The 25824-nt window shown below is 57.9% G+C and carries 20 protein-coding genes; 18 read left to right on the top strand and 2 right to left on the bottom strand.

Features of this window, described 5'->3' with window-relative positions; translation table 11 throughout:
* The first annotated feature begins 31 nt into the window (after positions 1–31).
* From ACJ8IP_RS07215 to ACJ8IP_RS07145, 15 genes are all read left to right on the top strand, one after another.
* On the top strand, positions 32–5818 hold the full coding sequence (locus ACJ8IP_RS07215; protein ID WP_442524342.1) for an amino acid adenylation domain-containing protein: 5787 nt from the start codon (positions 32–34) through the stop codon (positions 5816–5818).
* A gap of 1 nt (position 5819) precedes the next feature.
* Entirely contained in the window at positions 5820–6647 is an 828-nt protein-coding gene (locus tag ACJ8IP_RS07210; protein WP_033643650.1) for a Cof-type HAD-IIB family hydrolase, read from the top strand.
* 131 nt (positions 6648–6778) lie between these two features.
* Positions 6779–7012 carry a hypothetical protein gene (locus tag ACJ8IP_RS07205; protein WP_004935304.1) on the top strand — a complete coding sequence of 78 codons (234 nt, stop codon included), beginning with the start codon at positions 6779–6781 and terminating at the stop codon, positions 7010–7012.
* A gap of 84 nt (positions 7013–7096) precedes the next feature.
* Entirely contained in the window at positions 7097–7495 is a 399-nt protein-coding gene (locus ACJ8IP_RS07200) for a hypothetical protein (protein WP_042784953.1), read from the top strand.
* Positions 7496–7564: 69 nt separating this feature from the next.
* Complete coding sequence (locus ACJ8IP_RS07195; protein WP_164057817.1) at positions 7565–9073, top strand: PhoPQ-activated protein PqaA family protein; 1509 nt, start codon at positions 7565–7567, stop codon at positions 9071–9073.
* Between the two features lie 640 nt (positions 9074–9713).
* Positions 9714–10253, top strand: a complete 540-nt coding sequence (locus ACJ8IP_RS07190) for a fimbrial protein (RefSeq protein ID WP_004935293.1) — start codon at positions 9714–9716, stop codon at positions 10251–10253.
* Positions 10254–10309: 56 nt separating this feature from the next.
* Entirely contained in the window at positions 10310–10993 is a 684-nt protein-coding gene (locus ACJ8IP_RS07185) for a fimbrial biogenesis chaperone (protein WP_033632666.1), read from the top strand.
* Between the two features lie 54 nt (positions 10994–11047).
* On the top strand, positions 11048–13624 hold the full coding sequence (locus ACJ8IP_RS07180; protein ID WP_197782778.1) for a fimbria/pilus outer membrane usher protein: 2577 nt from the start codon (positions 11048–11050) through the stop codon (positions 13622–13624).
* A gap of 42 nt (positions 13625–13666) precedes the next feature.
* Complete coding sequence (locus ACJ8IP_RS07175) at positions 13667–14608, top strand: fimbrial protein (RefSeq protein ID WP_033643645.1); 942 nt, start codon at positions 13667–13669, stop codon at positions 14606–14608.
* Between the two features lie 137 nt (positions 14609–14745).
* Positions 14746–15105, top strand: a complete 360-nt coding sequence (locus ACJ8IP_RS07170; RefSeq protein ID WP_004935280.1) for a hypothetical protein — start codon at positions 14746–14748, stop codon at positions 15103–15105.
* A gap of 73 nt (positions 15106–15178) precedes the next feature.
* Positions 15179–16474: an HlyD family secretion protein gene (locus ACJ8IP_RS07165; RefSeq protein WP_004935276.1), complete on the top strand. Its 1296-nt coding sequence runs from the start codon at positions 15179–15181 to the stop codon at positions 16472–16474.
* Positions 16461–18596, top strand: a complete 2136-nt coding sequence (locus ACJ8IP_RS07160; protein ID WP_164106673.1) for a peptidase domain-containing ABC transporter — start codon at positions 16461–16463, stop codon at positions 18594–18596. Before ACJ8IP_RS07165 ends, ACJ8IP_RS07160 begins: the two co-directional genes overlap by 14 nt.
* A 115-nt stretch (positions 18597–18711) precedes the next feature.
* A complete protein-coding gene (locus ACJ8IP_RS07155) occupies positions 18712–18912 on the top strand; it encodes a hypothetical protein (protein ID WP_015378375.1) in 201 nt (66 codons plus the stop codon).
* Between the two features lie 86 nt (positions 18913–18998).
* Positions 18999–19397 (top strand): type II secretion system pilot lipoprotein GspS, encoded by a 399-nt coding sequence (gspS, locus tag ACJ8IP_RS07150; protein ID WP_164106674.1) that lies wholly within the window; start codon positions 18999–19001, stop codon positions 19395–19397.
* A 114-nt stretch (positions 19398–19511) separates the two neighbouring features.
* On the top strand, positions 19512–20945 hold the full coding sequence (locus ACJ8IP_RS07145) for an EmmdR/YeeO family multidrug/toxin efflux MATE transporter (RefSeq protein ID WP_033643643.1): 1434 nt from the start codon (positions 19512–19514) through the stop codon (positions 20943–20945).
* 58 nt (positions 20946–21003) lie between these two features.
* Here ACJ8IP_RS07145 and ACJ8IP_RS07140 read toward each other — a convergent pair whose 3' ends face one another.
* Positions 21004–21267, bottom strand: coding sequence for a FaeA/PapI family transcriptional regulator (locus tag ACJ8IP_RS07140; protein WP_042784947.1), 264 nt, complete (start codon positions 21265–21267; stop codon positions 21004–21006).
* Between the two features lie 11 nt (positions 21268–21278).
* On the bottom strand, positions 21279–21482 hold the full coding sequence (locus ACJ8IP_RS07135) for a hypothetical protein (protein ID WP_129992881.1): 204 nt from the start codon (positions 21480–21482) through the stop codon (positions 21279–21281).
* 559 nt (positions 21483–22041) lie between these two features.
* On the opposite strand from ACJ8IP_RS07135, the gene ACJ8IP_RS07130 reads away from it, so the two are divergent.
* The 3 genes from ACJ8IP_RS07130 to ACJ8IP_RS07120 all read left to right on the top strand — a co-directional run bounded on the left by ACJ8IP_RS07130 (position 22042) and on the right by ACJ8IP_RS07120 (position 25793).
* Positions 22042–22566: a fimbrial protein gene (locus ACJ8IP_RS07130; protein WP_164106676.1), complete on the top strand. Its 525-nt coding sequence runs from the start codon at positions 22042–22044 to the stop codon at positions 22564–22566.
* Positions 22567–22650: 84 nt separating this feature from the next.
* Entirely contained in the window at positions 22651–23196 is a 546-nt protein-coding gene (locus ACJ8IP_RS07125; RefSeq protein WP_164106678.1) for a fimbrial protein, read from the top strand.
* 56 nt (positions 23197–23252) lie between these two features.
* On the top strand, positions 23253–25793 hold the full coding sequence (locus tag ACJ8IP_RS07120; protein WP_164106680.1) for an outer membrane usher protein: 2541 nt from the start codon (positions 23253–23255) through the stop codon (positions 25791–25793).
* Positions 25794–25824 lie beyond the last annotated feature (31 nt).

Raw genomic sequence — 25824 nt, 5'->3', positions numbered from 1 at the left:
GGGCACGTGTATTCTAAATGGAGTGTTTGTCATGGAAGAGATTCCTGTATCACCCTATTCAAAAGTTTTTATCGATGAATATGACCGCCATCCAGAGGGCTGTAATTACAACGTATTGGTGCTGCAGCGTATTGAGGGCGCGCTGGATCCCATCAGATTACAAGCTGCGCTGAATGCGCTGGTGCAAGATCATGTCCTGCTGAACAGCCATATTCATGAACGGAATGGCGAACTGTATTGGCGTCGCAATGACGCAATCCATCCTTTGCAGCATTACACGGACCGCACGCTGCTGACCCAAGTGATTCGCCAGCCCTTCGACATTTACCGCGGGCCGCTTTATCGTTGGGCGCTTTTCGCCGAGGGGCCGGGGCGCTATACCCTGGCGCTGGTGGGCCATCATCTGGTGATCGACGGCGCGTCTTCCGACGAGTTTTTCTCATTGGTGAGCCAGTACTATGGTCAACAGCGGCTATCGACCCGCCTCGAGGCGGCCGAGATTGCCGCCATCAACCGGCAGCTGCAGCGCGAGGTGGAACAACTGGCCGCCGATGGAGCGCTGGCCCACTGGCGGGCCGAAGCGGCAAATTTGGGCGCGATAGACGTGCCCTTTGAGAAAAGCGGCGCCGTGCGAAACGATGAGGCGGCCGAGCTGCGTTTCCAGGTGCCCAAAGCGCAATGGAAAGCGCTGAAGCAGAGCGCGGGAATACGGCGAATGAATGACTTTCTGGCGTTGCTGGTGCTGTGGGGCATCTTGATGGCGCGCAGCGGCAATCAGGAAACGGTCTATATCAGCTATCCGGTGTCGATTAAAAAGGGGCAAAGATTTGCGCTTGGCGGGCATGTCAACACCAGCGTGATGCCCCTCGCGCTGCGTGACGGCGAAGGCTTCGCCGCCGTTTATCAACGCGCGCTGGCGTTTATTACCGCCGCGGCGCCGCACTCGCGCCAACGGTTTAACCAACTGCCCACGCAACAGGTGGTGCAGGCGTTGGGGATCCGCGCGATGCCGATTTCCTTTGCCCAAACCAACCTGCGCGATGCGGCATTGGCGCTGGCCGATTGCGCCACTTCGCCGTTGTTTGAAGCCAACCACGATATGGCCAGCGCGTCGCTTTCCCTGGAATATGAGGATCGGGCCGACAGCGATGCCTTGCAGTTCCGGCTGCGTTTTCGTCAGGACATGTTTGACGAAGATGACATGCGCGACTGCGCGGAACATTTCATGCGTTTGATGCAAGCGGCGATGCGCGCGCCTGACGCGCCTTTACGCCACCTCGCCTTTTATCCCGCCGCCGACATGCCGCCAGATGACGACGCGGTCCCTGCGTTGCCGAGAGAAACCCTCAGCGCCCGGTTTGAGGCGATCGCGCTGCGTTATCCGGATAAGATTGCGATGGAGTTTGAGGGGCTGCATGTCAGCTACCGTGAGCTGAACGGCATGGCGAATAGCCTGGCGCGCGAAATTACGCTCCGCTACCAAGCGCTGACCGGGGGCGCCCCTCAGGCGGACACGCTGATTGCGCTGTACAGCGAGAAAAGCCTGGAAATGGTGGTGGCGCTGCTGGCGGTGCTGAAAACCGGTGCGGCCTATGTGCCGCTCTCCTGCAATTATCCTCAGGCGCGCATTCGGCATATTCTCGAAGAAACGCGTGCGCCGGTGCTCATCGCCGGGGAAAGCCTGCAGTCGGCCGCCGAGGCGCTGGCGGCGATGATGCCGCACGCCGTGTCCGTCCTCACGCTGGGCGATCTGAACCGCCTGCCGCACGAGCGGCAGAATCTGCCGGCCGTCACCGGCGCCGACCGGCTCGGCGCGGTGATCTATACCTCGGGATCGACGGGGATCCCGAAAGGCGTGATGCTCGAGCAACACGCGATGTGCGGGTTGGCGACCGCATCCGGCATCGCTGTCACGCCCGATGACGTGTTGCTCTTCCTCTCGAGCCCGGCGTTCGACGCGGCGACGTTCGAGGTGTGGGGCGCATTGCTCAACGGCGCCAAATTGGTCGTCGTGCGCGATACGGAGGATATCGCCGGCGATGTGCCGCAGTTGGAGGCCTTGCTGCGTCGGCAGCAGGTATCGATTCTGTGGGCGACGCGCAGCCTGTTCGATCATCTTTACCTCAGTCACCCCGACCTGTTCGCCGGGCTGCGCTGTCTGCTGGTGGGCGGGGAGGCGCTGACCGCCACGCTGATGCAGCGCCTGGTGCGGCAAGCCAACCGCCCGCAGCAGGTCATCAATGGCTATGGCCCGACGGAATGCACCACGTTCACCACGATGTACGCCATCGCGGCGGACGAAACCCGCAGCAGCATCCCGATTGGGCGAGCCATACCGGGGCGCGAACTTCATGTGCTGGATCGCTGGCTGCAGCCGTTGCCGCCAGGGCTGGCCGGCGAGCTGTATATCGGCGGAGACGCGCTGGCGCGCGGCTATCTCAACCAGCCGCAGCAGACGCAAGAGCGTTTCATTACGCTGAACGGGCGACGCTTGTATAAAAGCGGCGATCGGGTGCGAGAGTTGCGCGACGGCAATCTGGAGTATCTCGGCAGAAACGATTGCCAGGTAAAAATCCGCGGTTTCAGAATTGAACTCAGCGAAATAGAAAATACGATCAATGCGCTGGAGGGCGTCGAGAAATGCGTCGTGGTGGATGTCGTCCATCGCGATAGCAAGCGCCTTGCCGCGTATGTGCTGATGGCGCGGGGCGAGCCGCTGGATCCTGCCGATTTGCGCGCCCGGCTGGAGCGGATCCTGCCGGATTACATGGTGCCGTCCAGCTATGTTGCGCTCGACGAGATACCGCTGACGGTGAACGGCAAGCTGGATCGCACGGCGCTGCCCGCTCCGCAATTCGCGCAAAGCGAGCGATATGCCGCGCCGCAGAATGCGCTGGAGGCGTTGATTTGCGCCCTGTGGGCGGAGATCCTCGGCGTTGAACGGGTTGGGGTGGATGACGACTTCTTTCGTCTGGGCGGCGATTCGATCCAAAGCATCGTGTTCACCAGCGAATTGAGCAAGTCGGGCTATCACAGCAACTCGCGTGCGGTGTTCGAAACCCGGAATGCGCGGGCACTGGCCAAGCGCATCTTGCAGCAACGGGACGCGATTGCGCCGCTCAATGAACAGGGCGAGCTGCAGGGCGAATTCGAATTGTTGCCGATTCAGCGCTGGTACAACGAGCAGCCGCCGCAACATCGCGCCTTCTTCAACCAGACTTTTTTGGTGCGGGTGCCGCCGATGTCCGCCGAGCGCGTGGCCGATCTGGTGAACGGGCTGGCGTCGCGCCATGACATGCTGCGCGCGCGGTTTAGCGCCGACGATGCCGGCGCGCTGGTCGCGCAGCGCTATCTGTCGGTGGCCGACGGCGGCCCTTCATGGGGATACTATGACCTGGCGCTTTGTCGCCAAAGCCGCGCCGAACTTCTGCATCAATGGCAATCGGGGTTTGATCCGGTAGAAGGGCCGCTGTGCCGCTTCGTCTACATTTTCGACAGCAGCGCGCCCGGCTACGCGTTGATGTTCTGCGCATTCCATCATCTGATCATCGACGTGGTGTCCTGGCGCATCATCGTCAGAGACATGCGACGGTTGCATCAGGGCGAATCGCTGTCGGCGAAAGGCACCAGCTACCGGCAGTGGGGCGAGACGTTAAGGCACTACGCGGCGAGCCGGCATGACCAATGCGCTTACTGGTTGGCGATGATCGCCGGGCAACCCGATTACGCCACGCTCAGCGAGGGGGCGCAGAGTCCGGCGTTTTGCCGCTTAGAGTGCGACGCGGCGTTGACGACGCTGTTGATGGACACCTGTCATCAGGCCTACCGTACCTCGACCCGCGAGGTGTTGCTGGCGGCGCTGGCGCCGGTGCTGCAGGCCTGGCATGGCCGTGCGGACAGTTACCTGACGCTCGAACACCATGGCCGCGATATCAATGACGATAAGATCCAGCTCGACGACACTGTCGGCTGGTTCACCGCCTTACTGCCTTTGCGCATCACCGCGCATCAGAGCCCAAAACACACGCTGCGCGCCATCAAGGACACATTAAGAAAGATGCCGGATCACGGCATCGGCTATTCGGCGCTGAAATACGGTTCAGCGTCGGACGACGAAGCGATAGCCTGTCTGCGGCGCCACCGCTTGCCGGCCATTTCATTCAACTATCTCGGCGTCTTTAACGAACAGACTGACGACGCCTTGTGGGCCTTGATCGACCAAACGGCGGATCTGGAAAACGGCGCGCTGCCGGCGAGCGACAATGTGCTGGATCTGGTGCTCTACGTGCACGGCGACCGGCTGAGCATCGTGATGTCGGGCTTATTGCCGCAGGCGACGCTGGCCCGGATCGGTTCGCACTATAGGGAGAGCGTGTCGGCGCTGGTCGAACACTGTTGCCACGAGGCGAGCCAGGGCGTTCGCCTCGCCAGCCCGGGGGACTTCCCCCATGCCGACGTCAGCCTCGCCGAGTTGGACCACTGGCAGCAACGTCATCGCATCGCCGCCGTTTTCGAGGCTACGGTTACGCAGCGGGAACTGATGTATTTCAACCGGCTTAACCGCGAGTATCAGATCGATCAGGCCGTTTATGAGGTGGCCGGCCCGCTGCAGCCGGAGCTGTTGAACCAGGCCTGGTCGCTGGCGCTGCAGCGATTTGAAATGCTGCGCGCCGGGTTTGGCGATCAAACCCGCCGTGGGCGGCCCAACGTCTTCATCTGCGAGACGCTGCAGGCGCCGATCGCGATCGAGGATTGGACCGATGCGCCGCCGTCCTCGCTGGAAGAAAGGATGGAAGCGCTGTTGGCCCGGGAACGAGAAACCTCGTTTGAGCTGGATGCGCCGCCGTTGATCCGCTGGCGCCTGATCAAGTTGAACGCCGATGAGCACTATTTGGTGCAGACCTTTAACCATATCTTGTTCGACGGTTGGTCCCTCGGCGTTCTGTTCGAACACTGGTTCAACGACTACCTCACCTTGCTGGAAGGGGGCGCGCCGACGCTGGAAATTAACCGATTTGAGCCGTTCGCCGCTTATGTGCGCGCGCACGGCGACGATCCCGAAGCGCAGGCGTTCTGGGCGGACTATTTGCGCGGAGCGCCGGTCAACCAACGTTTGCCGTTGAGCGCTGCGCCGGATGCCGCGCCGCAGGGGCGACGCATGCGGCAATATGGCGCGGAATTCACCGCGGAACAGGTGGCAAGCCTCACCGCGTTTTGCCGGCGCCAGGGGATCACGGTCAATCAACTGACGCAGCTGGCCTGGATGCTGGCGCTGGCCGAAGCGCTGGCCTGTGACGATATCGCGATCGGCACGACCATGAGCGAGCGCCCGGCGGATATTGAGCAGGTGCAGACGCTGTTTGGCCTGTGTGTCGCCAGCCCGGTGCTGCGCCTGCAGGCGATTCGCCGCCGGCCCATTTATGCGTTGCTGGCCGATATCGCGGACTCCCAGACGCTGAGGCAGAAGTACGCCTTTTCCGAACTGAACCGCTACGACGAACAATGGGTGCCCACTTCGCCGTTCGGCAGCCTGTTTGTGTTTGAAAACATGCCGCAACCGCAGAAGGATCCGCGCTTGCCGTTTACGTTCCGGGTGACGGATATCGTCAGCGGCAGCAACCACCAAACGGTGCTGTGCTTGTTCCCCGAAGCGGAACGGCTCGCCATTTCACTGTTTTATGATTCTCACGAGATAGCTCAGGAGACCATCGTTGCGGTAGGACGCCGTTTTCAGGCCATTGCGCTCGCGATCGCCCACCTTCCGCCCGACAGCGAAATCCGCGCCGAAGACGGGATTATCCAGGCGGAGGAGGCATGATATGTGGCTTGCTATCGACGGCAAAATAAAATACCGGGCGATCGTGAGCGATCTTGACGGAACCTTGCTGGATCCTGCCGGGAATCTGTCTGATCTGACGGTGGAAACGCTCAATATCCTGCATGCCCGCGGGCTGGAAATCGTCATCGCGACAGGCCGTTGCGATGCGGATGCGCGCGGGATTGTGGATGGCTTGGGGTTCTCGCCGGCGATCGTCTCCTGCAATGGCGCGATGGTCAATATCGAGGGGCGGCCGGTGGCGGATAAACGCTATTTCCTGCCTCGCGACAGCCAAATGATGTTGATGGATTACCTCTTCGCCTGTCCGCTCCACGTGACGTTGTTCACCCAGGAAGGATGGATGATGGCCGAAGAGAATCCGCATTTTGCCGACTATATCAAGACCTCGGGCGTCGCTTGCCGCTATGTCGAGCCGGAGGCGATGAAACGGCAACCGATCCTGAAAGTGCTGCTGCAGGGTGAAGCGGCGCTGATCGAGCGGTTTTACGACGAGGTCAGTCAGGCTTTCGGAAAAACGCTGTCCATCTGTAAGTCCTCTGCGGAAACGATAGACATCATGGATAAGCATATTTCCAAGGCCAGAAGCGTGGCCGACTATCTGAGCGCCAAACAGATAGCGATGCGCGATTGCCTCTCTTTCGGCGATGCGATGAACGATTTGGACATGCTGCGCTGGGCCGGAACGGGGGTGGTGATGGGCAATGCCATGGGCGAATTGAAGCGCGCGCTGCCGTTTAACCCGATTGCGCTGCCCAACAGCCGCAATGGCGTCGCCGATTATCTCTGCCGTGAGTTCGGCCTGTTCTGACATTGTCACCGCCGCGCGGGTGAACGCATTGGCAACAGGGTCTTTCGTGGGCAGATAACAAGGAGGTGAACAAACAGTGAGGGTTTCATTTTTTCATTACTAAACATGTCGATAAATACAAAGGAGACAGTATGAAAGAACTGACTGAAGCAGAAGTCATGGCGGTTTCCGGCGCAGGCATCGCTTCCGATGCCGGCAAAATCCTGGGCAATGGCATTGGCGCCATCGTAGATGCCGGTACCGGTCTATTCGGGATCCACGCGGATGCGGCGGGCGCCGGCGCCAAACTCGGTGAGGGCATTGGCGCCGTCATCGATGCCGGGATTAGCGCCTTCTCGCAGCTGTTTGGCCGTAAATCGTCATAAGCCCGGCCCTTAATGAAAAGTGCCCGCAAGGGCACTTTTACCTCGCTCATGTCGGGAGCCGGAAGAACGGCAAAGGGAGAGTTCATGGCGAATAAAATCATCTTGATCATGGTCATCAATCTGTTCGTGGCGGTGGCGTTGGCGGTGTTTAACTTTATTTATATCCAAAAGAAGGTGGATATACGCGCCCCCAATGACGCCACGCCCTTTCAGGTGACCGAGAAAGCGCAGGGCAGGATCGTCTCCATGCAGCAGACCTCGGTATTTCTGAACAACAATCCTGTGGTGGCGTTTACCTTGGAAATCAACGCCAGGCGCAAACAGTTTACGATCGCTGACCATCGGGAGGTCGTGCTGTATATCGCCATGAGCCGTTATGAGGAAAACGGCGTTTACAGCCTATTGCTGGGCGAGAACGACAGAGACGTGGCGTTCGAAAAGGACAGCTTTGGCTATCCGATACGCTTTCATCAGGTGCTCTAGGCGCGCGGAAGGTTTCCTGCCGCCAGGCGGCGTAAAAGGGATTTGCCACGGACAAAGGGGGAGGAAAAAATGCTGAAACGCATCGGATACATCGCGCTGATTTGCTTGGCCTTAATCGGCGGCCGGCAGGCCATGGCGGCAGAGGAAGACCGCTGCTTTGCGGACGAACATCCCGCCTTGCACACCGTTATTCCTTGTTATAACAATCAGTTGGCCATATTGCCTCTGTCATATTCGTTAAAGGGCGTGGATAACGGCCATGACGTGTCGATACGCCATTATCGGTTGATGTCGCAATCCTGGTCGCCGCAAGACGCCATCCGGCCGACGCAATGGTGGCACGATGTGGATATTTATATCCCCAACGGGGCGCTTGCCCGTAAAGCGTTGGTGCTGATGAGCGATGACTGCGCTTGCGCCGCCGCAGGGGCGAGCGGGCCAGGCAAGCAAAATGCGGCGTTTTCCGTCGCTACGCCGGCGGCCTTGGCGGCGGAAAGTCACACCATCGTGATTGTCGTCAACCGGCTGCCTTATCCGTACCTGGAATATCAAAATGAGGGGCGGCGTCGTGCGGGGGAGGACAGCCAGGCCCGAGGCTGGCGATTGTTCCTGGACGATGCGGATGAATACTTGATGATGCCGCTGGCGATCCCCATGACGGCGGCCTTGTCGCAAACCATGACGCTGGCGCAGCGCGAATTGAGCCGATGGGGGATAGATCAATTCATCGTGGCGGGCGCGGCGAGCGGCGCAACCGCGGCGTGGCTGGCGTCATTGTCGGATGAGCGCATCGATGCCGTCGTCGCCATGTTCCCGGATGGGGTCGCGGCGCGGCAGGTCTTGAAGCATACCTATCGTACGTATGGCGGCCGTTGGCCGTTGGCGTTTCATCCTTATTACCAACTCGGCATCGATCGGCGCATAGAGACGCCGGCGTTCGACAAACTGATGCAAATAGCGGATCCCACCGCTTATCCGCCGCCGACGGCGGGTGAGCGGCCAGCGGCGGCGAAATATGTCATCATCGCCAGCGGCGACGAACGTTATCCGCCGGACAGCACGCGATTCTATTTCAGCGCCTCACCGGGTGAGGCTTCGCTGCGCGCGATTGCCGACGGGGATCGCGCGGCAAGCCGGCCGGCCGCCGAACGCGCCATACTGGCGATGATCAAGCGCCGCCAGCGCGATATCGCGTTGCCGACGATCGAGGTGCAAGGCAGCGCCGCGGATGCTGCGGTGCGCACGCTGCGTTTTTCCGAACCGCCGGCCACCGTGCGGCGTTGGAGCGCGCACAACCGCACGGCCCGAGATTTTCGTTATTCGTGCGGCGTACGCTTTACCCCGGAGCCGTTGGCTACAGCGGAGGCCGATCGCGGCGAGTTTCGTCTGGCCGCCCCGGCGCAAGGCTGGGAGGCCACCTTTATCGAGGCGGTGTTCAACGATGGGTTTATCGCGACCACACCGGTCTTTATCACGCCTGACGATAACTATCCGTCCGCCGTTCCCGCGGGCGATGGTCTGGCGTGTGAAACTTTACCTGGCAGAGGGTTGGGTGAAGATTATCGCCATGACGATTAATTAGCGGCGCCGAAAAACAATAAGGCGGCAATGCGTTATTCTGCGCGACAGAGCGCATTGTCGCCTTGTTTTCGAAATAGTGAACGGCGCCAGACAGAATATTTCTGCGTAACGCCATTTTCTCGTTGTCACATGACCGCGCCGGTTTCACGAACGGCGAATGCCTTATTCTCCCTCCTGTTCGATAAACCGCTATCGCCATGCTTTTCCTATTCTTTCCGCCCCTCTCGCTGCCGCCGCGTCGTGATGCCTTTCGTAATATAAATGTCATTTATTTCAGGGCGAGTTTTATCGCCCGGCTTTCATTTTACGGCGATGTCGCCCGATTTTCCGGCTGAGGGGGAAATGAGGGGGATCTGGCGAAAGCGCCTTCGAATAGCGCGAGAATAAATTCCCTGGCGGCCAGAGGATTGAATCAAGAAACGCCGATTTGGCGGTTTTTTCAAAATAAAATTAAGAATGATGCTAATTCTATTTGGGGTAATTATCTTTTCTCATCTTTACATTGATTTTATGTATTGCTAAAGGGGGAAAGCTAAGCATAATTAACTGTGAAAGGAGCGGAGCTCCTATTCTCCCTGTCCGGGTTCTCCGTGGCGGGGATATTTTGAAGTCTGTCTAATCAAAAGGAGAAGTACCCATGATGGAAAAAAAAGTGATTATGTTGGCATTTGTCGCGGCAGCGTGTTCAAGCGCTTTACCTGCTCTGGCAGCAGATGGTCAGGTTAATTTTACCGGGAATATTGTCGATGCTGCGTGCAAGGTCACGAATGACTTGAGTAATCCATTAAATGTTGTTTTGGGTGATGTGGCCCGAACGGCATTTGCGGGTGGCAAGGGATCAACGTCCAGCGCGACAAAATTCACGCTGGAAGTCACCGATTGTCCGGATACGGTAAAAAGCGCCACCGTTAAGTTCGACGGCGCGGCCGATAACGGCGACAGCAACGTATTGCAGCTGACCCAGGAAACGGATGTCGCTACCGGCGTCGGTATCCAACTGTCTGATATTTCTAACAGTGTTCTGCCGCTTTACACGGCGTCGACGGCTTATCCGTTGGCTTCCGGTAGCGGCGTGAAAAATAACCTCGATTTTACCGCCCGCTATATTTCCACGCAGGCAGATGTTACCGCCGGTAAAGCTAATAGCGTCGCCACCTTTACGCTGAATTATAACTGATAATATTTTCTTGCCCGCTGGTTCACAGCGGGCTGTATTGCCTCGGAGATAATATTATGCGTTTTAATCGCTACGGCGCCTTAGCGGCTTTCATTATTTTATTGTTTGCGTCTACGGTTCACGCCGGCGTGGTGATTGGCGGGACGCGGGTGATATTCAACGGCGAAAAAAAAGAAGCGTCAATCAGCGTGGAGAATCCGGATAAAGAACCGTATTTGATTCAGTCCTGGCTGGAGAATCAACAAAGCGGGGTGGATAAAATCGCGTTTATCGTTACGCCGCCTTTATTTCGGCTGGACGGCAACCAGGAAAATATGCTGCGCATCGTGAAAGTGGGCGATGACTTACCGAAAGATAAAGAAAGCTTGTATTGGATGAATATTAAATCCATTCCTTCAACAACCCAGGCGGGTAAATCGAATACGCTGCAAATAGCGGTCAAGACCCGCATTAAATTGATTTATCGGCCGGCGCCGCTGCTCCGCCAGGTGCCCGAAGAAGTGACGCAGCAGCTGAAATGGCAGCGTGTCGGTTCAGAATTAAAACTCACCAACCCAACGCCTTATTATATGAACTTTCATTATGTCCGCATCGGGGGGCGGGAAATGAAAGAGGTGGCGTATATCGCGCCGATGAGCAGCGAAATGTTTGCATTGCCCGTGGCGGGCGCAACGTCGGTAAGCTGGAAATTAATTAATGATTATGGCGGCACAGGGAAAGAACATCAGTCAGGTATTTAATCTGTAAGGGAAGGCAGACAGAGGGATAAAACATTTCAATAATGGAGCTAATGAATGATAACTCAAAAGCGTATATTAGCGAAGCGGGATGCTTGGCTGAAACGCATAGCCTTATTCACGGCAACAACGGCGGTATGCGGCAACATGGCTAATCCCGCCTTCTCTCGTGACTATTTTAATCCGGCGTTGCTGGAAACCGGGCGCTCAGGTCAGCAGCACGTCGATCTGTCGATTTTTGAAAATGGCCAGCAGGTTCCCGGCACGTATCGGGTCGATATTTGGGTGAACGACATGCTGCTGGAAACGCGCGAGGTGTCGTTCGCTCGGCGGGCCGGCAGCGACGAGAAGGCCGATCTGCAGCCTTGTCTGACGCGGGAAGATCTGAAACGGCTTGGGGTGAAAGTTGAGCTGTTTCCCGGTTTGGCCGGTGCCGATCGCTGCGCGAATTTGGCCGCGATCCCGCAGGCCTCGGCGCAATTTCAATTTAACCGCCAACGCCTGATGCTGAGTATCCCCCAGGCGGCGTTGGAAAATAAGGTGCGTGGATACGTTCCGCCGGAACAATGGGATGAAGGCCTGCCGGCGATGCTGCTGAACTATGGCTTCACCGGCAGCAACAGCAAGGGGCGCGATCGATTCACCCAGAGCGCAAGCAGTTATTACCTCAACCTGCGGCCGGGCTTCAACCTGGGCGCCTGGCGAGTGCGGAACTACACCACCTGGAGCTACAACAGCGCCGGCGGCGGGCGAGCGTCGGAGGATCGTTGGGACTCCGTCTATACCTACGCCCAGCGCAATATCATCCGCCTGAAAAGCTTGCTGACGCTCGGCGAAAGCAGCAGCCCGTCCGATGTGTTTGACAGCGTGTCGTTTCGCGGCGCGCAGCTGGCTTCCGATGACGACATGTTGCCGGAAAGCCTGCGTGGTTATGCGCCGGTGGTGCGCGGCATCGCGCGCAGCAATGCGCAAGTGGTCATTCGCCAAAACGGCTATGTCATCTACCAGAGTTACGTTGCGCCGGGCGCGTTTGAAATTTCGGACATGTACCCGACCGGCGGCAGCGGCGATTTGGAGGTGACTATCAAGGAGGCGGACGGCAGCGAACAGCACCTGACCGTTCCCTTCGCCAGCCTGCCGGTGCTGCAACGCGAAGGGCGGCTGAAATATGCGCTGACCTCGGGGCAATACCGCACTTACGATCACAGCGTGGATAAAAAGATCTTCTCGCAGGCCAGCCTGATTTATGGCTTGCCCGCCGGTTTCACCCTGTATGGCGGCGGCCAATTCGCCGGGCCGTATCAATCGCTGGCATTGGGTCTGGGCAAGAACCTGGGCGAGTTCGGCGCCCTGTCGGCCGACGTCACCCAGGCGTGGGCAAAGCAGGAGCATCAACCGAAAAGCGATGGTCAGTCGTGGCGCGTGCGGTACAGCAAAAATATCGTCGAGACGGGGACGAACTTCGCCATCGCCGGCTACCGCTATTCGACCAGCGGCTACTATGGGCTGCAGGAAGTGCTGGACACCTATCGCAGCGGCAACCGTTACGCCCCGATAGACCGCCGCAAAAATCGCGGCGAAATCACGCTGAACCAGAATTTATGGGAAGGGGCGGGGTCGCTTTCACTCAGCGCGGTCTCCGAAGACTATTGGGGCTCCGAGCGCAATATGCAGTCGCTGAGCGCGGGTTACAACAATAGTTGGAATGGCATCAGCTACGGTTTTAACTACAGCTACAGCCGGAATTCACAGGCTACTTACGGCGATTCGAACCGCGGGCGCATTTACGATCGCGATCAGATCTTCGCTTTCAACATCAGCGTGCCATTAGAGAAATGGCTGAGCAACACCTACGCCACCTACAACCTCAACACCAGCAAAAAAGGCAATACCAGCCATACGGCGGGCCTCAACGGCACGGCGCTGGCCGGCGGCAACCTCAGCTGGAGCGTACAGGAAGGGTATGGCAGCCAGGGCCAGGGCAACAGCGGCAACGCCAACGCCGACTGGCGCGCGACGTACGGCGAACTCACGGCGGGCTATGCCTACGATCGCAGTCAACAGCGCGTCAACTACGGGGTGAAGGGCGGGGTGATCGCCCATGAAGACGGTGTGACCTTCGGTCAACCGTTCGGCGAAACCGTCGCCCTGGTACAGGCGGCCGGCGCGAGCGATGTGGCGGTCGGCAATCAGGTCGGGGTGAAAACCGACTGGCGCGGCTACGCGATCGTTCCTTACGCCACGCCTTATCGCAACAATTCGATTCGCCTCGATGTCGACAGCTTGCCGGATGATGTCGATCTCGAGTTGACGAACCAGTCGGTCACGCCGACTCGCGGCGCGGTGAGCCGGGCGAATTTCAAAGCCAACGTCGGCAGACGGATTTTGATGAAGGTGACGGACTCGCAGGGGGCACCCCTGCCGCTGGGCGCCAGCCTGCGTCTTGCCGAGGGGGCGACTCAGCCGTTCCTGGTCGGCGGCGACGGCGTGGTCTATCTGAGCGGCATGGCGGAAAAGGGCCTGCTCATCGCGCAGTGGGGCAGGAATGGCGAGAACCAATGCCGCATCCGTTACCAGTTGCCGGCGGAGCCGCCGTCAGCGGGTCTCCAAACCCTAAACGGCGTTTGCCAATAGATCTCGCTCTATTTCCATCATGACTTTTAAGTGAGAGTGAAAATGAACGTTTTTCTCAGGATATTCGGTTACGGCGCCCTGGTGTGGCTGGCGACGCTCACGACGGCGGTTTATGCCGGCACCTGTACCACCAACGCGAAAACCGCCCGTATGGGATTGCTGACGCTGGCCGTGGATCCGCGCATTGAAGTCGGCGAGCAGTTGGCTGTTCGAACGGAGAACAGCATTAACGGCACGACGTTTTCTTTTCTTTGTTCCGGTTCGGTCGCCTATCGCTCCATGTCGCCGCTGACGCCGAGCGCGCTGCCCGGCGTATTTGAAACGGGCATCGAGGGCGTGGGGGTGACGATTTCAGACTTATGGCAGAGCAATAAGAACGTGCCCGTCAACACGGCGATTTCGCCCAACTTGCTGACGCCGTGGATCAATCGAAACGATGTTCGGCTGACGTTTATTAAAACCGGCCCGATCAAAACCGGCGGCGATATGGGCGGGAAAATTATCGCCAGATATTATCTGGATTCGACCTCCATTTTGGATATCAGTATTTCCGGCATGAAGGTCATTCAGAAAAGTTGCCTGGTTGATTTGAACTATAAAAATCAAACGGTAAATCTGGGCAGCCCTAAACGCAGCGAGTTTAACGGCGTCGGCAGCACGGCGGCGTCTTCCGAACGCAATTTTTCCGTGGTTCTGCAATGTCAGGAGGACAATATTCCGGTTCAGGTCACGTTCGAGGCGGCCGGAAATTCGCCAGGCGTGGGAATGATTGATATCGCCGACGGCGCCGATGCGGCGAAGGGCGTCGCCGTGGAAGTGTTGGATGAGAACCGTAATCCATTAACGTTTTCCAGACCGATCAATTACCACACCGCGGCTGAAAAAGAGATCAGGATCCCCTTGATGGCGCGCTATAAGCAAACGGGAGCCATTAGCCCCGGACAGGCCGACGCGGTGATGACATTCACCATTACGCAGAATTAAAGAGACCCCTATTAAAAATATAATGTCGTCTGTTCGCGCGACATTATTGGTGGCATCAGGCGCTGCAGGCCGATGCCAATGCAATGACAACACGCATGTATGGCAGTGTTTGTCCGTTTAAATATGGAGATTAACCAATGAAAGAACTGTCTGTTATCGAAATGAATGAAGTGTCAGGCGCTTATTCCTGGGATATGAGCAATGGACTGTCGGGGCTGATTGGCAGCGCCGTCTCCAATGCCGCGGAAGCCGTTTCATCCATCGCTCTGGGCGCCTCCGTGGGCAGCATGGCGGGCGCCGTCATCGGCGGTAAGCACGGCGGCGACGGCGGCGGCCTGCTGGGCGTCGGCTCGATTGGCCAGGGCGTCGGCATGGTCGCCGGCGGCATCCTGGGCGGCGTAGCCAGCGGCGTGGCCGCAGCCGTTATTGGCTGGGACACCACGCTGGAATACTCCAAAAAAGGCCTCGATGGGCTGATTAACGGCACCATCAGCTAAATCCATACGCGGTCCAAAGCCGCAGCGTTCTCGCTGCGGCTGTCTCCCGGTCAGGCAAGCGCAGGTTCTTCCTATGAGTGATAATAAGAGCAGGAATATTTTCCGCCAGGAGGCGGTCAATTATCAACGTCAAAGATGGACCGGCAGGGCGCTGTTAATTTCCGGCGCGTCGAGCCATGTGATTGCCGCCACCTGTTTCACTTTTATTCTGATCCTGGCGGGCGCACTCTATTTTTGCGAGTACACGCGCCGGGTCGATGTTGAAGGCGAGGTGATCAGCATCCCGCATTCCACCAATGTGTTTTCCTCCCAATACGGTTACGTGAGCCAGGCATTCCATAAAGCCGGTGACGTCGTGGAAAAGGACGAGCCGCTGTATGTGATTGATGTCTCGAGAAGCACCACGTCCGGCAATGTCAGCCATATCGCGGCCAGCGAAATAAGCAAACAGATTAGCAATCTGGATTCGATAATCAGCAAGCTGAATAAAAATAAAACCGCCATGCTGGATAATTTGCGCAAACAGATCAATAGCTATGAAAACGCCTATAAAGAAACCGAGAAACTGAACCTCAGCGCCAAAGAGGGGATGGATAAAATGCGCGATAGCCTGAAAAATTACGAACACTATTTGACGAAAGGCCTGATCACCAAAGATCAGTTAAATTATCAGCGCTCGCTCTTTCAACAACAGCAAAGCTCGTATCAGGCGCTCTACAGCCAAAAGATCCAGCAAAATATTCAACTGTCGCAGTTGCGCAGCGATTTGCTGATTCGCGCCGCCGATTACGACAATCAGATATCGCAAAGCGAATCGCAACGCAGTGATTTACAACGCCAGCTGGCGGAGTCCAATGCCGGCGGCCAGGTCATTATCAAAGCGCCGCTCAAGGGGAAAATCGAGTCGCTGAGCGTGACCGCCGGGCAGGTGGTCGAGAGCGGCAGCAGTCTGGCGCAAATCAAACCGATTGATAACATCAAATATTATCTGGTTCTATGGCTGCCGAATAACAGTTTGCCCTACGTGAAAATCGGCGATGGCATCAACATTCGCTATGAAGCCTTCCCGTCGGATAAATTCGGTCAGTTTCCGGGAAAAATAGAATCCATCTCGTCGGTCCCCGCCTCCCCGCAGGAAATGTCGGAATACAGCAGCGGAAATAAAAGGGAAAGGAACGCCTACTACAAAGTGCTGGCGTCCATCAGCGACACGCAATTCAGCGATAAAGGCAAATATCTCGAAATCAGCAGCGGGCTGCAGGCCAGGGTCATCGTCTTCCTGGATAAGAAACCGCTTTATCAGTGGGCGATCGCGCCTTTGTATGACATAAAAAACAGCGTCGTGGGGCGAGTCGATGAAGGACAATAATCTCTTTGAACGGATCAACGAGAAGTTAACATTCTCACTGCGCAAGCGGGTGCCGAGCATCTTGCAGTCGGAGTCATCGGAATGCGGCCTGGCGTGCCTCGCCATGATCGCCTCCTATTACGGGTTTAATGTGGATATGCTGAGCCTGCGGCAGCGATTCGGCATTTCCACCCAGGGCGCGACTCTGGGGACGATCTCTCAAATCGCGTCGCAAATCCAGCTGAAGACGCGCGCCTTGTCCTTGGACATCGACGAAATCAATCAGCTGAAAACGCCCTGCATACTGCACTGGAATATGAATCACTTCGTGGTGTTGGTTAAGGTGCAGCGCGCCGGTTTTGTCATTCACGATCCGGCCTTCGGGCGCAGAGTGATCGGGCTGCAGGAGATGTCGAATCATTTTACCGGCATCGCGTTGGAGCTGTGGCCCGACAGGGCCTTTCAAAAAGAGACCCTCAAGACCCGTTTGCGCCTGCTGGATTTGATGAAAAACATCGAGGGCCTGCCGGGGACGCTGCTCAAGATCTTTGCGTTATCGATAGTCATCGAATCGGTCAACCTGCTGCTGCCGGTGGGAACCCAACTGGTGACCGACCATGTCATTCAAGCGCATGACTACAGCCTGCTGACGGTCATCTGTTTGGGGCTGATCTTCTTCACCTTGTTCCGCGCGGTGGTCAGCATCGCCAGGGCCTGGATCTCCATCGTGCTCGGGACGCTGACCGATATTCAGTGGAAGACGACGCTGTTTGAACACCTGATGAAGCTGCCGCTGGATTTTTTCGAGAAACGGCACCTGGGGGACATTCAATCGCGCTTTTCCTCGCTGGATGCGATCAGAACCACCTTTACCAATAATATCGTCAGCGGGATCATCGACGGCATCATGACGGTCGGGCTGTTCGCGATGATGATGGTCTACGGCGGCTGGCTGGTCTGGGTCGTGGCGGGCTTCACTCTGATCTACATCCTCATCAGGATGATGACTTACAGAACCTACCGTCAATTCTCGGAGGAGCAGATCGTCAAGGCGGCCAAGGCCAACTCGCATTTCATGGAGACGCTGTACGGCATCTCGACCGTCAAGGCGCTGGGCATCAAGGAAACGCGCTCCAGCTATTGGCTCAATCTGAACGTCGACGCCGCCAATACCAATATCAAAATCACCCGATTCAATATGATGTTCGGCGGGATCAATACCTTTATCACGACGCTCGATCAGGTGGCGATCCTGTGGCTTGGCGCCATGATGGTCATCGACAATTCCATGACGCTCGGCATGTTCATGGCGTTCAATGCCTATCGCGGCCAGTTCTCTCAGCGGGCCTCGAGCCTGATCGACCTGGCGATCGGCTTGCGCATGCTGTCGCTGCACAATGAGAGGATATCCGACATCGTCTTTACCGATGCGGAGACGGAGTCCGCGCCGCGACAGGTTTTCCCCTCGGGCACGGGGATTGCCATTGAGGTAAAAAATCTTACGTATCAATATGACGCGCTGTCGCGGCCGATCTTCAAAGACCTGAACATGCGTATTGCGGCCGGCGAAAGCGTGGCCGTCGTGGGCGCCTCCGGCGCGGGCAAGACCACCTTGCTGAAGGTGATGTGCGGTTTGCTCAGCCCCACTTCCGGCCAGGTTTTGGCCGACGCGATGGATATCCATAAAGTCGGGGTGAATAACTACCGTAACGCGATCGCCTGCGTGCTGCAGGACGACCGGCTGTTCTCCGGGTCCATTGCGGAAAACATCAGCGGGTTTGAGGTCAATGCCAATAAAGAGCTGATCATGGCCTGCGCGATACACAGCAATATCCACGATGAAATCATGCAGATGCCGATGGGCTACGAAACCCTGATCGGCGAGTTGGGTAACGGCATCTCCGGCGGGCAAAAGCAACGTTTGTTTATCGCGCGCGCCCTCTATCGCCGCCCGAGCGTGCTGTTTATGGATGAAGCGACCAGCCATCTGGACGTTGAGAATGAGTCGGCGATCAACCGGGCGATATCTTCGCTGAATATTACGCGCGTGATCGTCGCCCACAGAAAGTCGACCATCGACTCGGCCGACAGGGTAGTGGTGCTGGGGGCCGAGAACGGCGCGCCGGCAGGCGGCGGTGAATAAAGGGCGCTTGCCGGCGCCGGGGCGAAGCCGGCAATGCAGGCTGTCCCCATGGCGAAAATCGCGGTAAAATGCAGCAGTTGACCCTATCGCATTCCATCAGGCCGTCGAACCCGCTATGAAAACGCGCAAACCGCGCCGCCCGCCCGGGCGGTGGATCTATTACATCCTGCATGAAGACATGCTGTGGCCTTGCCCGGTCAAATGGGAGTGGGAGAGCGGCTATAACGCCTGGCTGCCGTTTTACTATTCCCCCACGCTGGAATTCGTCGCCGGCAATCCCGCCCGCGCCACCAAGGTCAGCAGCGGCCGACGTTAAGCGGGCCGCGCGTGCTGCTCGCCTTGCCGCCCGACGTCCGCCCACCTAAGATCATCTCATCACCCACAGGTTTTCCCGGAGCCCCCATGTCGACTCTGTTTCGCACGTCTCTTTGCGGCGCGGTGGCATTGCTGCTGCTCGCCGGTTGTCAGCAGACGGCGCATAAACCGGCGCCGCCGCTGCAGGCGCAGCTGGATCACATCGCTTCGATGCTGGCCGGCGGACACTTCCTGCGCGTGGACTGCGGGCGCAGCGAGATACCGGACGATGTGAAGCTGCAGCGCACCGCAATGCGCGCGGCGCAGCGCCGCGGCTGGGACACGCAGGCGGCAGGGTATCGGCAGTTGCCGGCGCTTACCCAGGCGCGTTACCTGACCCTGCAACAGGACAATCAGCTGCTGACGGAAAAATGCGCTGCGCTCAGCCGCAGCACCGCCCGCTTTATCGCGGCGGCGCAGGCCGATCAGGAAGATTACATGGAGTAGCGCGCCGGCATGCCTTTCGGGCGCGCTTTATGGGCGCCCCAAAATTCTTTGCAGGATAACGATTTATCGATCATCATTTGAAATGATGTTTCACTTTTACCCATCGAGCCCATCTTGAACCTGTATGCCGCACTGCGTCAGCGCGTGGAAAATACGCGCTGGTACGCCAAACGGAAAAGCTACCGCGTGCTGTTCTGGCGCGAGATCACGCCACTGGCGGTGCCCATCTTTCTGGAGAACGCCTGTGTCCTGCTGATGGGGGTGCTGAGCACCTTTCTGGTGAGCTGGCTCGGCAAAGAGGCGATGGCTGGGGTGGGGCTGGCGGACAGTTTCAACATGGTGATCATCGCCTTTTTCGCCGCGGTGGATCTCGGCACCACCGTGGTGGTGGCCTTCAGCCTCGGCAAGCGCGATCGCCGGCGGGCGCGAGCGGCGGCGCGTCAGTCGCTGGTGCTGATGACCGGCGTGGCGCTGCTGTTGGCGGCGGGCATTCACCTGGCGGGCGAGCCTATCATTGATGTGATCGCCGGCGCGGCCTCGCCGGAGGTGAAAGCGCTGGCGCTCTCTTACCTGCAAACCACGGTGTGGAGCTACCCGGCGGCGGCGATTGCGTTGATCGGCAGCGGCGCCCTGCGCGGCGCGGGCAACACCAAGATCCCGCTGCTTATCAATGGCGGCATGAATATCCTCAATATCATCATCAGCAGCATCCTGATTTACGGCATGCTGGGTTGGCATGGCCTGGGGTTCGTCGGCGCCGGGCTGGGGCTGACGATTTCCCGCTATATCGGCGCCATCGCCATACTCTACGTGCTGGCGATCGGCTTTAATCCGGCGCTGCACATCACGTTGAAAAGCTATTTCACGCCGCTCAAGATGAGTATCCTGTGGGAAGTGTTGGGGATCGGCATTCCCGCCAGCGTCGAGTCGGTACTGTTTAACGGCGGCAAGCTGTTGACGCAGATGTTTGTCGCCGGCATGGGCACCAACGTGATCGCCGGCAACTTTATCGCTTTCTCCATCGCTTCGTTGATCAACCTGCCGGGCAACGCGTTGGGATCGGCCTCGACCATTATCGTCGGCCGGCGGCTCGGCAAAGGCGAGATCGGCCAGGCGGAGCGGCAGCTGCGCCATATTTTCTGGCTGTCGACCCTTGGGCTGACCGCCATCGCCTGGGGCACCGCGCCGCTGGCCGGGGTGTTCGCCGCGTTTTATACCTCGCAGGATGATGTGAAAACGGTGGTGAAAACCCTGATCTGGCTCAACGCCGCCTTTATGCCGATCTGGGCCGCTTCCTGGGTCTTGCCCGCCGGGTTGAAAGGCGCGCGCGATGCCCGCTTCGCCATGTGGGTGACGATGCTCGGCATGTGGGGGTGCCGCGTGGTGGCCGGCTACGCGTTGGGCATCGAACTGGGCATGGGCGTGGTGGGCGTCTGGTTGGGGATGTTCCTCGATTGGGCGGTGCGCGGCGCCTTATTCTACTGGCGCATGGTCAGCGGGCGCTGGCTGTGGAAATATCCGCGGGCCAGGCGCTCGGACGCCGAATAAGCTCGCCTGCGCGCAGCCTGCCGGCGGCCTGAGAGGCACCGGCAGGAAGAACCTCTATTCAGAGGGAAGGGTACCAACGCAATGACTTCTTGACCGGCCCCGGTGTGACCAACACCTTACCTCGGCCGACCAGATTCAACAGCAGATTGCGCGCCTGATAGATCGTGATGTCGTTAGACTCCGCCAACTGGCGGGTCGTGGGCCACTCGCCGGGAGGGGGAGGCGCCGTGCCGTTGGCCGAAGGGCAGAGGCGGTGCAGCGTCGTTAATAAATGCTGCTGCAGGTTTTGTAATTCTTGTTGTTTTGACGTGCGTTTTATCATGTCAGCCTCCCTTAAACTTCAGCCGAATTTTGATATAACGATAAGCGTCGCCCGGAAAATAATGCCCTGTCCCGGCAATACTCTTCCTGAACCGGTAGCGAACACTTGCCTGAACCCGATATTTCCACTGCAATAAACCAGCGGCGTTCACGGATCGGGAGCGGTAATGAGGTGGCCAAATTTTCAGCCTGCTGTGCGTAATGGCTGTACTTCATCGTTTTTCTCCATGGTTTACTGCCCGGTGCTGGTTTTTACCAGACCGAATTGATAAGCCTCCCTTTTCTTTTCCAAATCATTATACCGCAAATAGAAAAAAGGCGATCAATAATGTCGTGTGATATATATTTTACGAGATAATCTACTATCGTTATTAATTTTACGATCTGTTGTCTCGAAAAAATATAGTTGTCTTGTGGTTTTTGGGCTTATATCTCGTATTTATTACTTTTGCCTTGAATGACTTTTCAAATTACAACGATTTTTGTAACAATATTTGGGCCAAAACAAGCGGTAAGTTGAATCTTAGTGTAATTCCCATGGCAAGGGTTAAAATCTTGCGGGAATTTACTGGTTCGGTTGTTTTCTTTCTCATCAGTGTGGTTTTCGTTGAATACCTAAAATGGGTGATGATGAAATAAAGGTCGCGATTTAATTATCGTGAGGGTTTGCTTTGGCTGCGGGTAATACCGTTTTCATTCTGGATTGTATAAATAACCGTTAAAGGAACGGGAGCGATCCTGCGCTTTTTACATAAATTAAAGGAATAAGTGAATTATGAAACTGAACAAAATCATGCTGACAGCAGTTCTGGCGTTTGGCGTTTCTTCTCTGGCGCATGCCGCCGACCAAGGGCATGGCAAAGTGACGTTTACCGGTTCCATTATTGATGCGCCTTGCTCCATTTCTCCTGAGACCGTGGACCAGACCGTGGATATGGGCCAGGTATCCAACGTTGCGTTGAAAAATGGCGGTAAATCAGCGCCGCGTCAGTTCGATATCAAACTGGAACAGTGCGACAACTCGACGCTGAAAACCGTCACCACCACCTTCGAAGGCAAAGCCTCTACCGCCAATAAGGATCTGCTGGGCATCGTCGGGACCGCCAGCGGCGCCAGCATCGCCATCACCGACACCGCCAGCAACCCGATCAAACTGGGCAACGCAACGGCCCCACAGAACCTGGGCACCGGCACCAACACGCTGCGCTTCGCGGCTTACCTGCAGGGTGACGGCGCTTCCGCCACCGTCGTTCCGGGTGATTTCACCGCCGTTGCCGATTTCAAGCTGGCATACCAGTAAGCCTGCGCCATTGGCGTGACGTTTTGCATGCGGGGCTTCCCCGCATGCTTTTTCCCAGACGGAAGGTCTGTGTCAGGAGGTTCAATGCGCCGGTTTATTCACCCTTTAGTGTCTCCTTGCATATTGACGGCTACGCTGATGAGCCCGGCCGCGCCGGCGGCATCCGGTTCTCAGGGCTGGGGACGCGTAAATATGCAAGGAGCCATTATTGATACCGCTTGCGCTATTGCCGCCGGCAGCCGCGAGCAGACTATCGATATGGCCGTGATGCCGACGGGAAATATCATGCGTGATGGCTTAGGCAATACGCATCCGTTCACCATCGAATTAATCAACTGCACGCTTGAACGCCCGAAACCGAATTTGCCGGACTGGCGACAATTTCAGGTGGTTTTCGATGGCGATGCCGATGGCGACTTATTCGGCGTGCACGGGGAGGCGAAAGGCATCGCGCTGCAAATATCCGATGATATGGGGAATATCGCCGCGCCCGGTCGTCCGTTGCCGCTGGGGGATATAACGCCAGGCAGCATGTCGCTTAATTACTCCATTAAATTGGTTGCCAATAATCAACCGATGCATGCGGGGGACTATTTTTCCGCCGTGCGGTTCAAGCTGGATTATTACTGAGCGCTGTTATTGCGGCAAGCCGCAACGCCAGAATTATACGATATAAGGTTAGGGATATGATGTTGTCGCCTGCTGGGAAGCTATTTCGTTTTCAGGTACTGGGGTTATGTATCACGCTGGCGGTGGGAAGTTCATCAACGTGGGTATATGCCGAAGACGGTATTCAATTTAATGCCGACATTTTGGACGTGAACGATCGCAAAAATATCGACCTAAGCCAATTTTCCCGCAGCGGATACATTATGCCGGGAAGTTACGGCATGGTGGTCCATCTCAATAAAAGCGAGTTGCCCGAACAGAAGATCCCTTTTTATCCCCCGGACAACGCTCCTGACGGCAGCCGCGCCTGCGTGGGCAAAGCGCTGGTCGAGCAGTTGGGGTTGAAGCCAGCGGCATTGCAAGCGCTGACCTGGTGGCATCAGGGGGAATGTCTGGATGAGTCCAGCCTGAAAGGCATGGTGTCGCGTGGCGATCTGGCGACGGGCTCGCTGTATCTGAGCGTCCCGCAGGCTTATCTGGAATACAGCTCCGACGACTGGGATCCGCCGTCGCGCTGGGATGAAGGCATCCCGGGCTTGCTGTTCGATTACAACGTCAACGCCCAGAGTCGGCAGCAGCAGCAGGGCGGCACGCGCGGGTACAGCGTCAGTGGCAACGGCACCGCCGGCGCCAACCTGGGCGCCTGGCGTCTGCGTGCCGACTGGCAGGGGCAGATCAATCACCAGACCGGCAGCGGGCAATCCACCGACAAACGCCTGGACTGGAGCCGTTACTACGCCTATCGGGCCATTTCTGCGCTGCGCTCGCGCCTGACGCTGGGTGAAGACTATCTGGATTCGGGGATTTTCGACAGCTTCCGTTTTTCCGGCGCGAGCCTGGTATCGGACGACAACATGCTGCCGCCGAACCTGCGCGGCTATGCGCCTGAGGTGGTCGGGATCGCCAAGACCAACGCCAAGGTGACGATCAGCCAGCAGGGGCGGGTGATCTATGAAACCCAGGTGGCGGCGGGGCCGTTTCGCATTCAGGACATCAACGATGCCATCACCGGCGAACTGGATGTGCGGGTCGAGGAGCAGGACGGCAGCGTACAGGCGTTCAAGGTCAACACCGCCAGCATTCCGTACCTGACGCGGCCCGGATCGTGGCGCTTCAAGCTGGCCGCCGGCAAACCGTCGGATTGGCAGCACCATTCGCGCGGGCCGCTGTTCGGCACCGGGGAGTTCTCCTGGGGCGTCAGCAACGGTTGGTCGCTGTATGGCGGCGCACTGCTGGGCGGCGACTATAACGCGCTGTCGCTGGGGATAGGCCGCGATCTGATGATGTTCGGCGCGCTCTCGTTCGACGCCACCCAATCGCGGGCGCGGTTGCCGCAGCGGGAGGAGACGCTCAGCGGTGGCTCTTATCGGGTGAGCTATTCGAAGACGTTCGATGAACTGGACAGCCAGGTCACCTTTGCCGGTTATCGCTTCTCGGAAGAGGACTTCATGAGCATGAGCGAATATCTCGACGCGCGTTATTACGGCAGCCGGGTCGGCAACAACAAGGAGATGTACACCATCACCTTCAACAAACAGTTCCGCGACTGGGGCCTGAGCAGCTATCTCAACTACAGCCACCAGACCTATTGGGATCGCCCGTCCAACGACCGTTACAACCTGACGCTGTCGCGCTATTTCGATCTCGGCGAAATAAAAAACCTGAACCTGTCGTTGTCGGCTTATCGCAACCGTTACAACGATACCAACGATGACGGCATGTATCTGTCGCTGTCGATGCCGTGGGGCAACGGCGCCACGCTCAGCTACAACAGCACGGTGAACCGCAACGACACCACGAACCGGGTGGGGTACTACCAGCGAATCGATGAACACAACAACTACCAACTGAGCGCCGGCAGCGCCCGCCGCGGCGCTAACCTGAGCGGCTACTACAACCACGAGGGCGATGCGGCGCGCCTGAGCGCCAACGCCAGCTATCAGGAAGGGCGCTACAGCGCCGTGGGGCTGTCTGCGCAGGGCGGCATGACGCTGACGCCGGAGGGCGGCGCGTTGCACCGCGTCGGCATGATCGGCGGTACGCGCCTGTTGGTGGACACCAACGGCGTGGCCGGTGTGCCGGTGCGCGGCTACGGCAGCACCGTCAGCACCAACCGCTTCGGCAAGGCGGTGGTGGCGGACGTCAATAGCTACTACCGCAACAAGGCCAGCATCGATCTGGACAAACTGGGCGACAACGCCGAAGCCACCCGTTCGGTGGTGCAGGCCACCCTGACCGAAGGGGCGATTGGCTACCGTCAGTTTGACGTTATCGCGGGCGAAAAAGCGATGGCGATCGTCAAACTGGCGGACGGCAGTACACCGCCGTTCGGCGCCACGGTGCTGAACGCCCGCAAACAAGAAACCGGCATCGTCAACGATGGCGGCAGCGTGTACCTGAGCGGCATCAACGCCGGGGAGATCATGACGCTGCACTGGAGCGGCGCGGCACAGTGTCAGGTGCAGCTGCCCGCAACGCTGCCGGCCGACATGCTGACGCGTACGCTGCTGCTGCCGTGTCGGCCGATCGCCGCGGCACCATCGGCCCCGGTTGAATAAACCCATCACCCTGAATTTGGAGTTATCGACA

Origin of the sequence: Serratia sp. CY52157 (assembly GCF_052168495.1) — a bacterium.
Taxonomy (GTDB): Bacteria; Pseudomonadota; Gammaproteobacteria; order Enterobacterales; family Enterobacteriaceae; genus Serratia; species Serratia ureilytica.
Note: the sequence above shows the minus strand (reverse complement) of the source record. Positions and strands in the feature narration are given on the sequence as shown.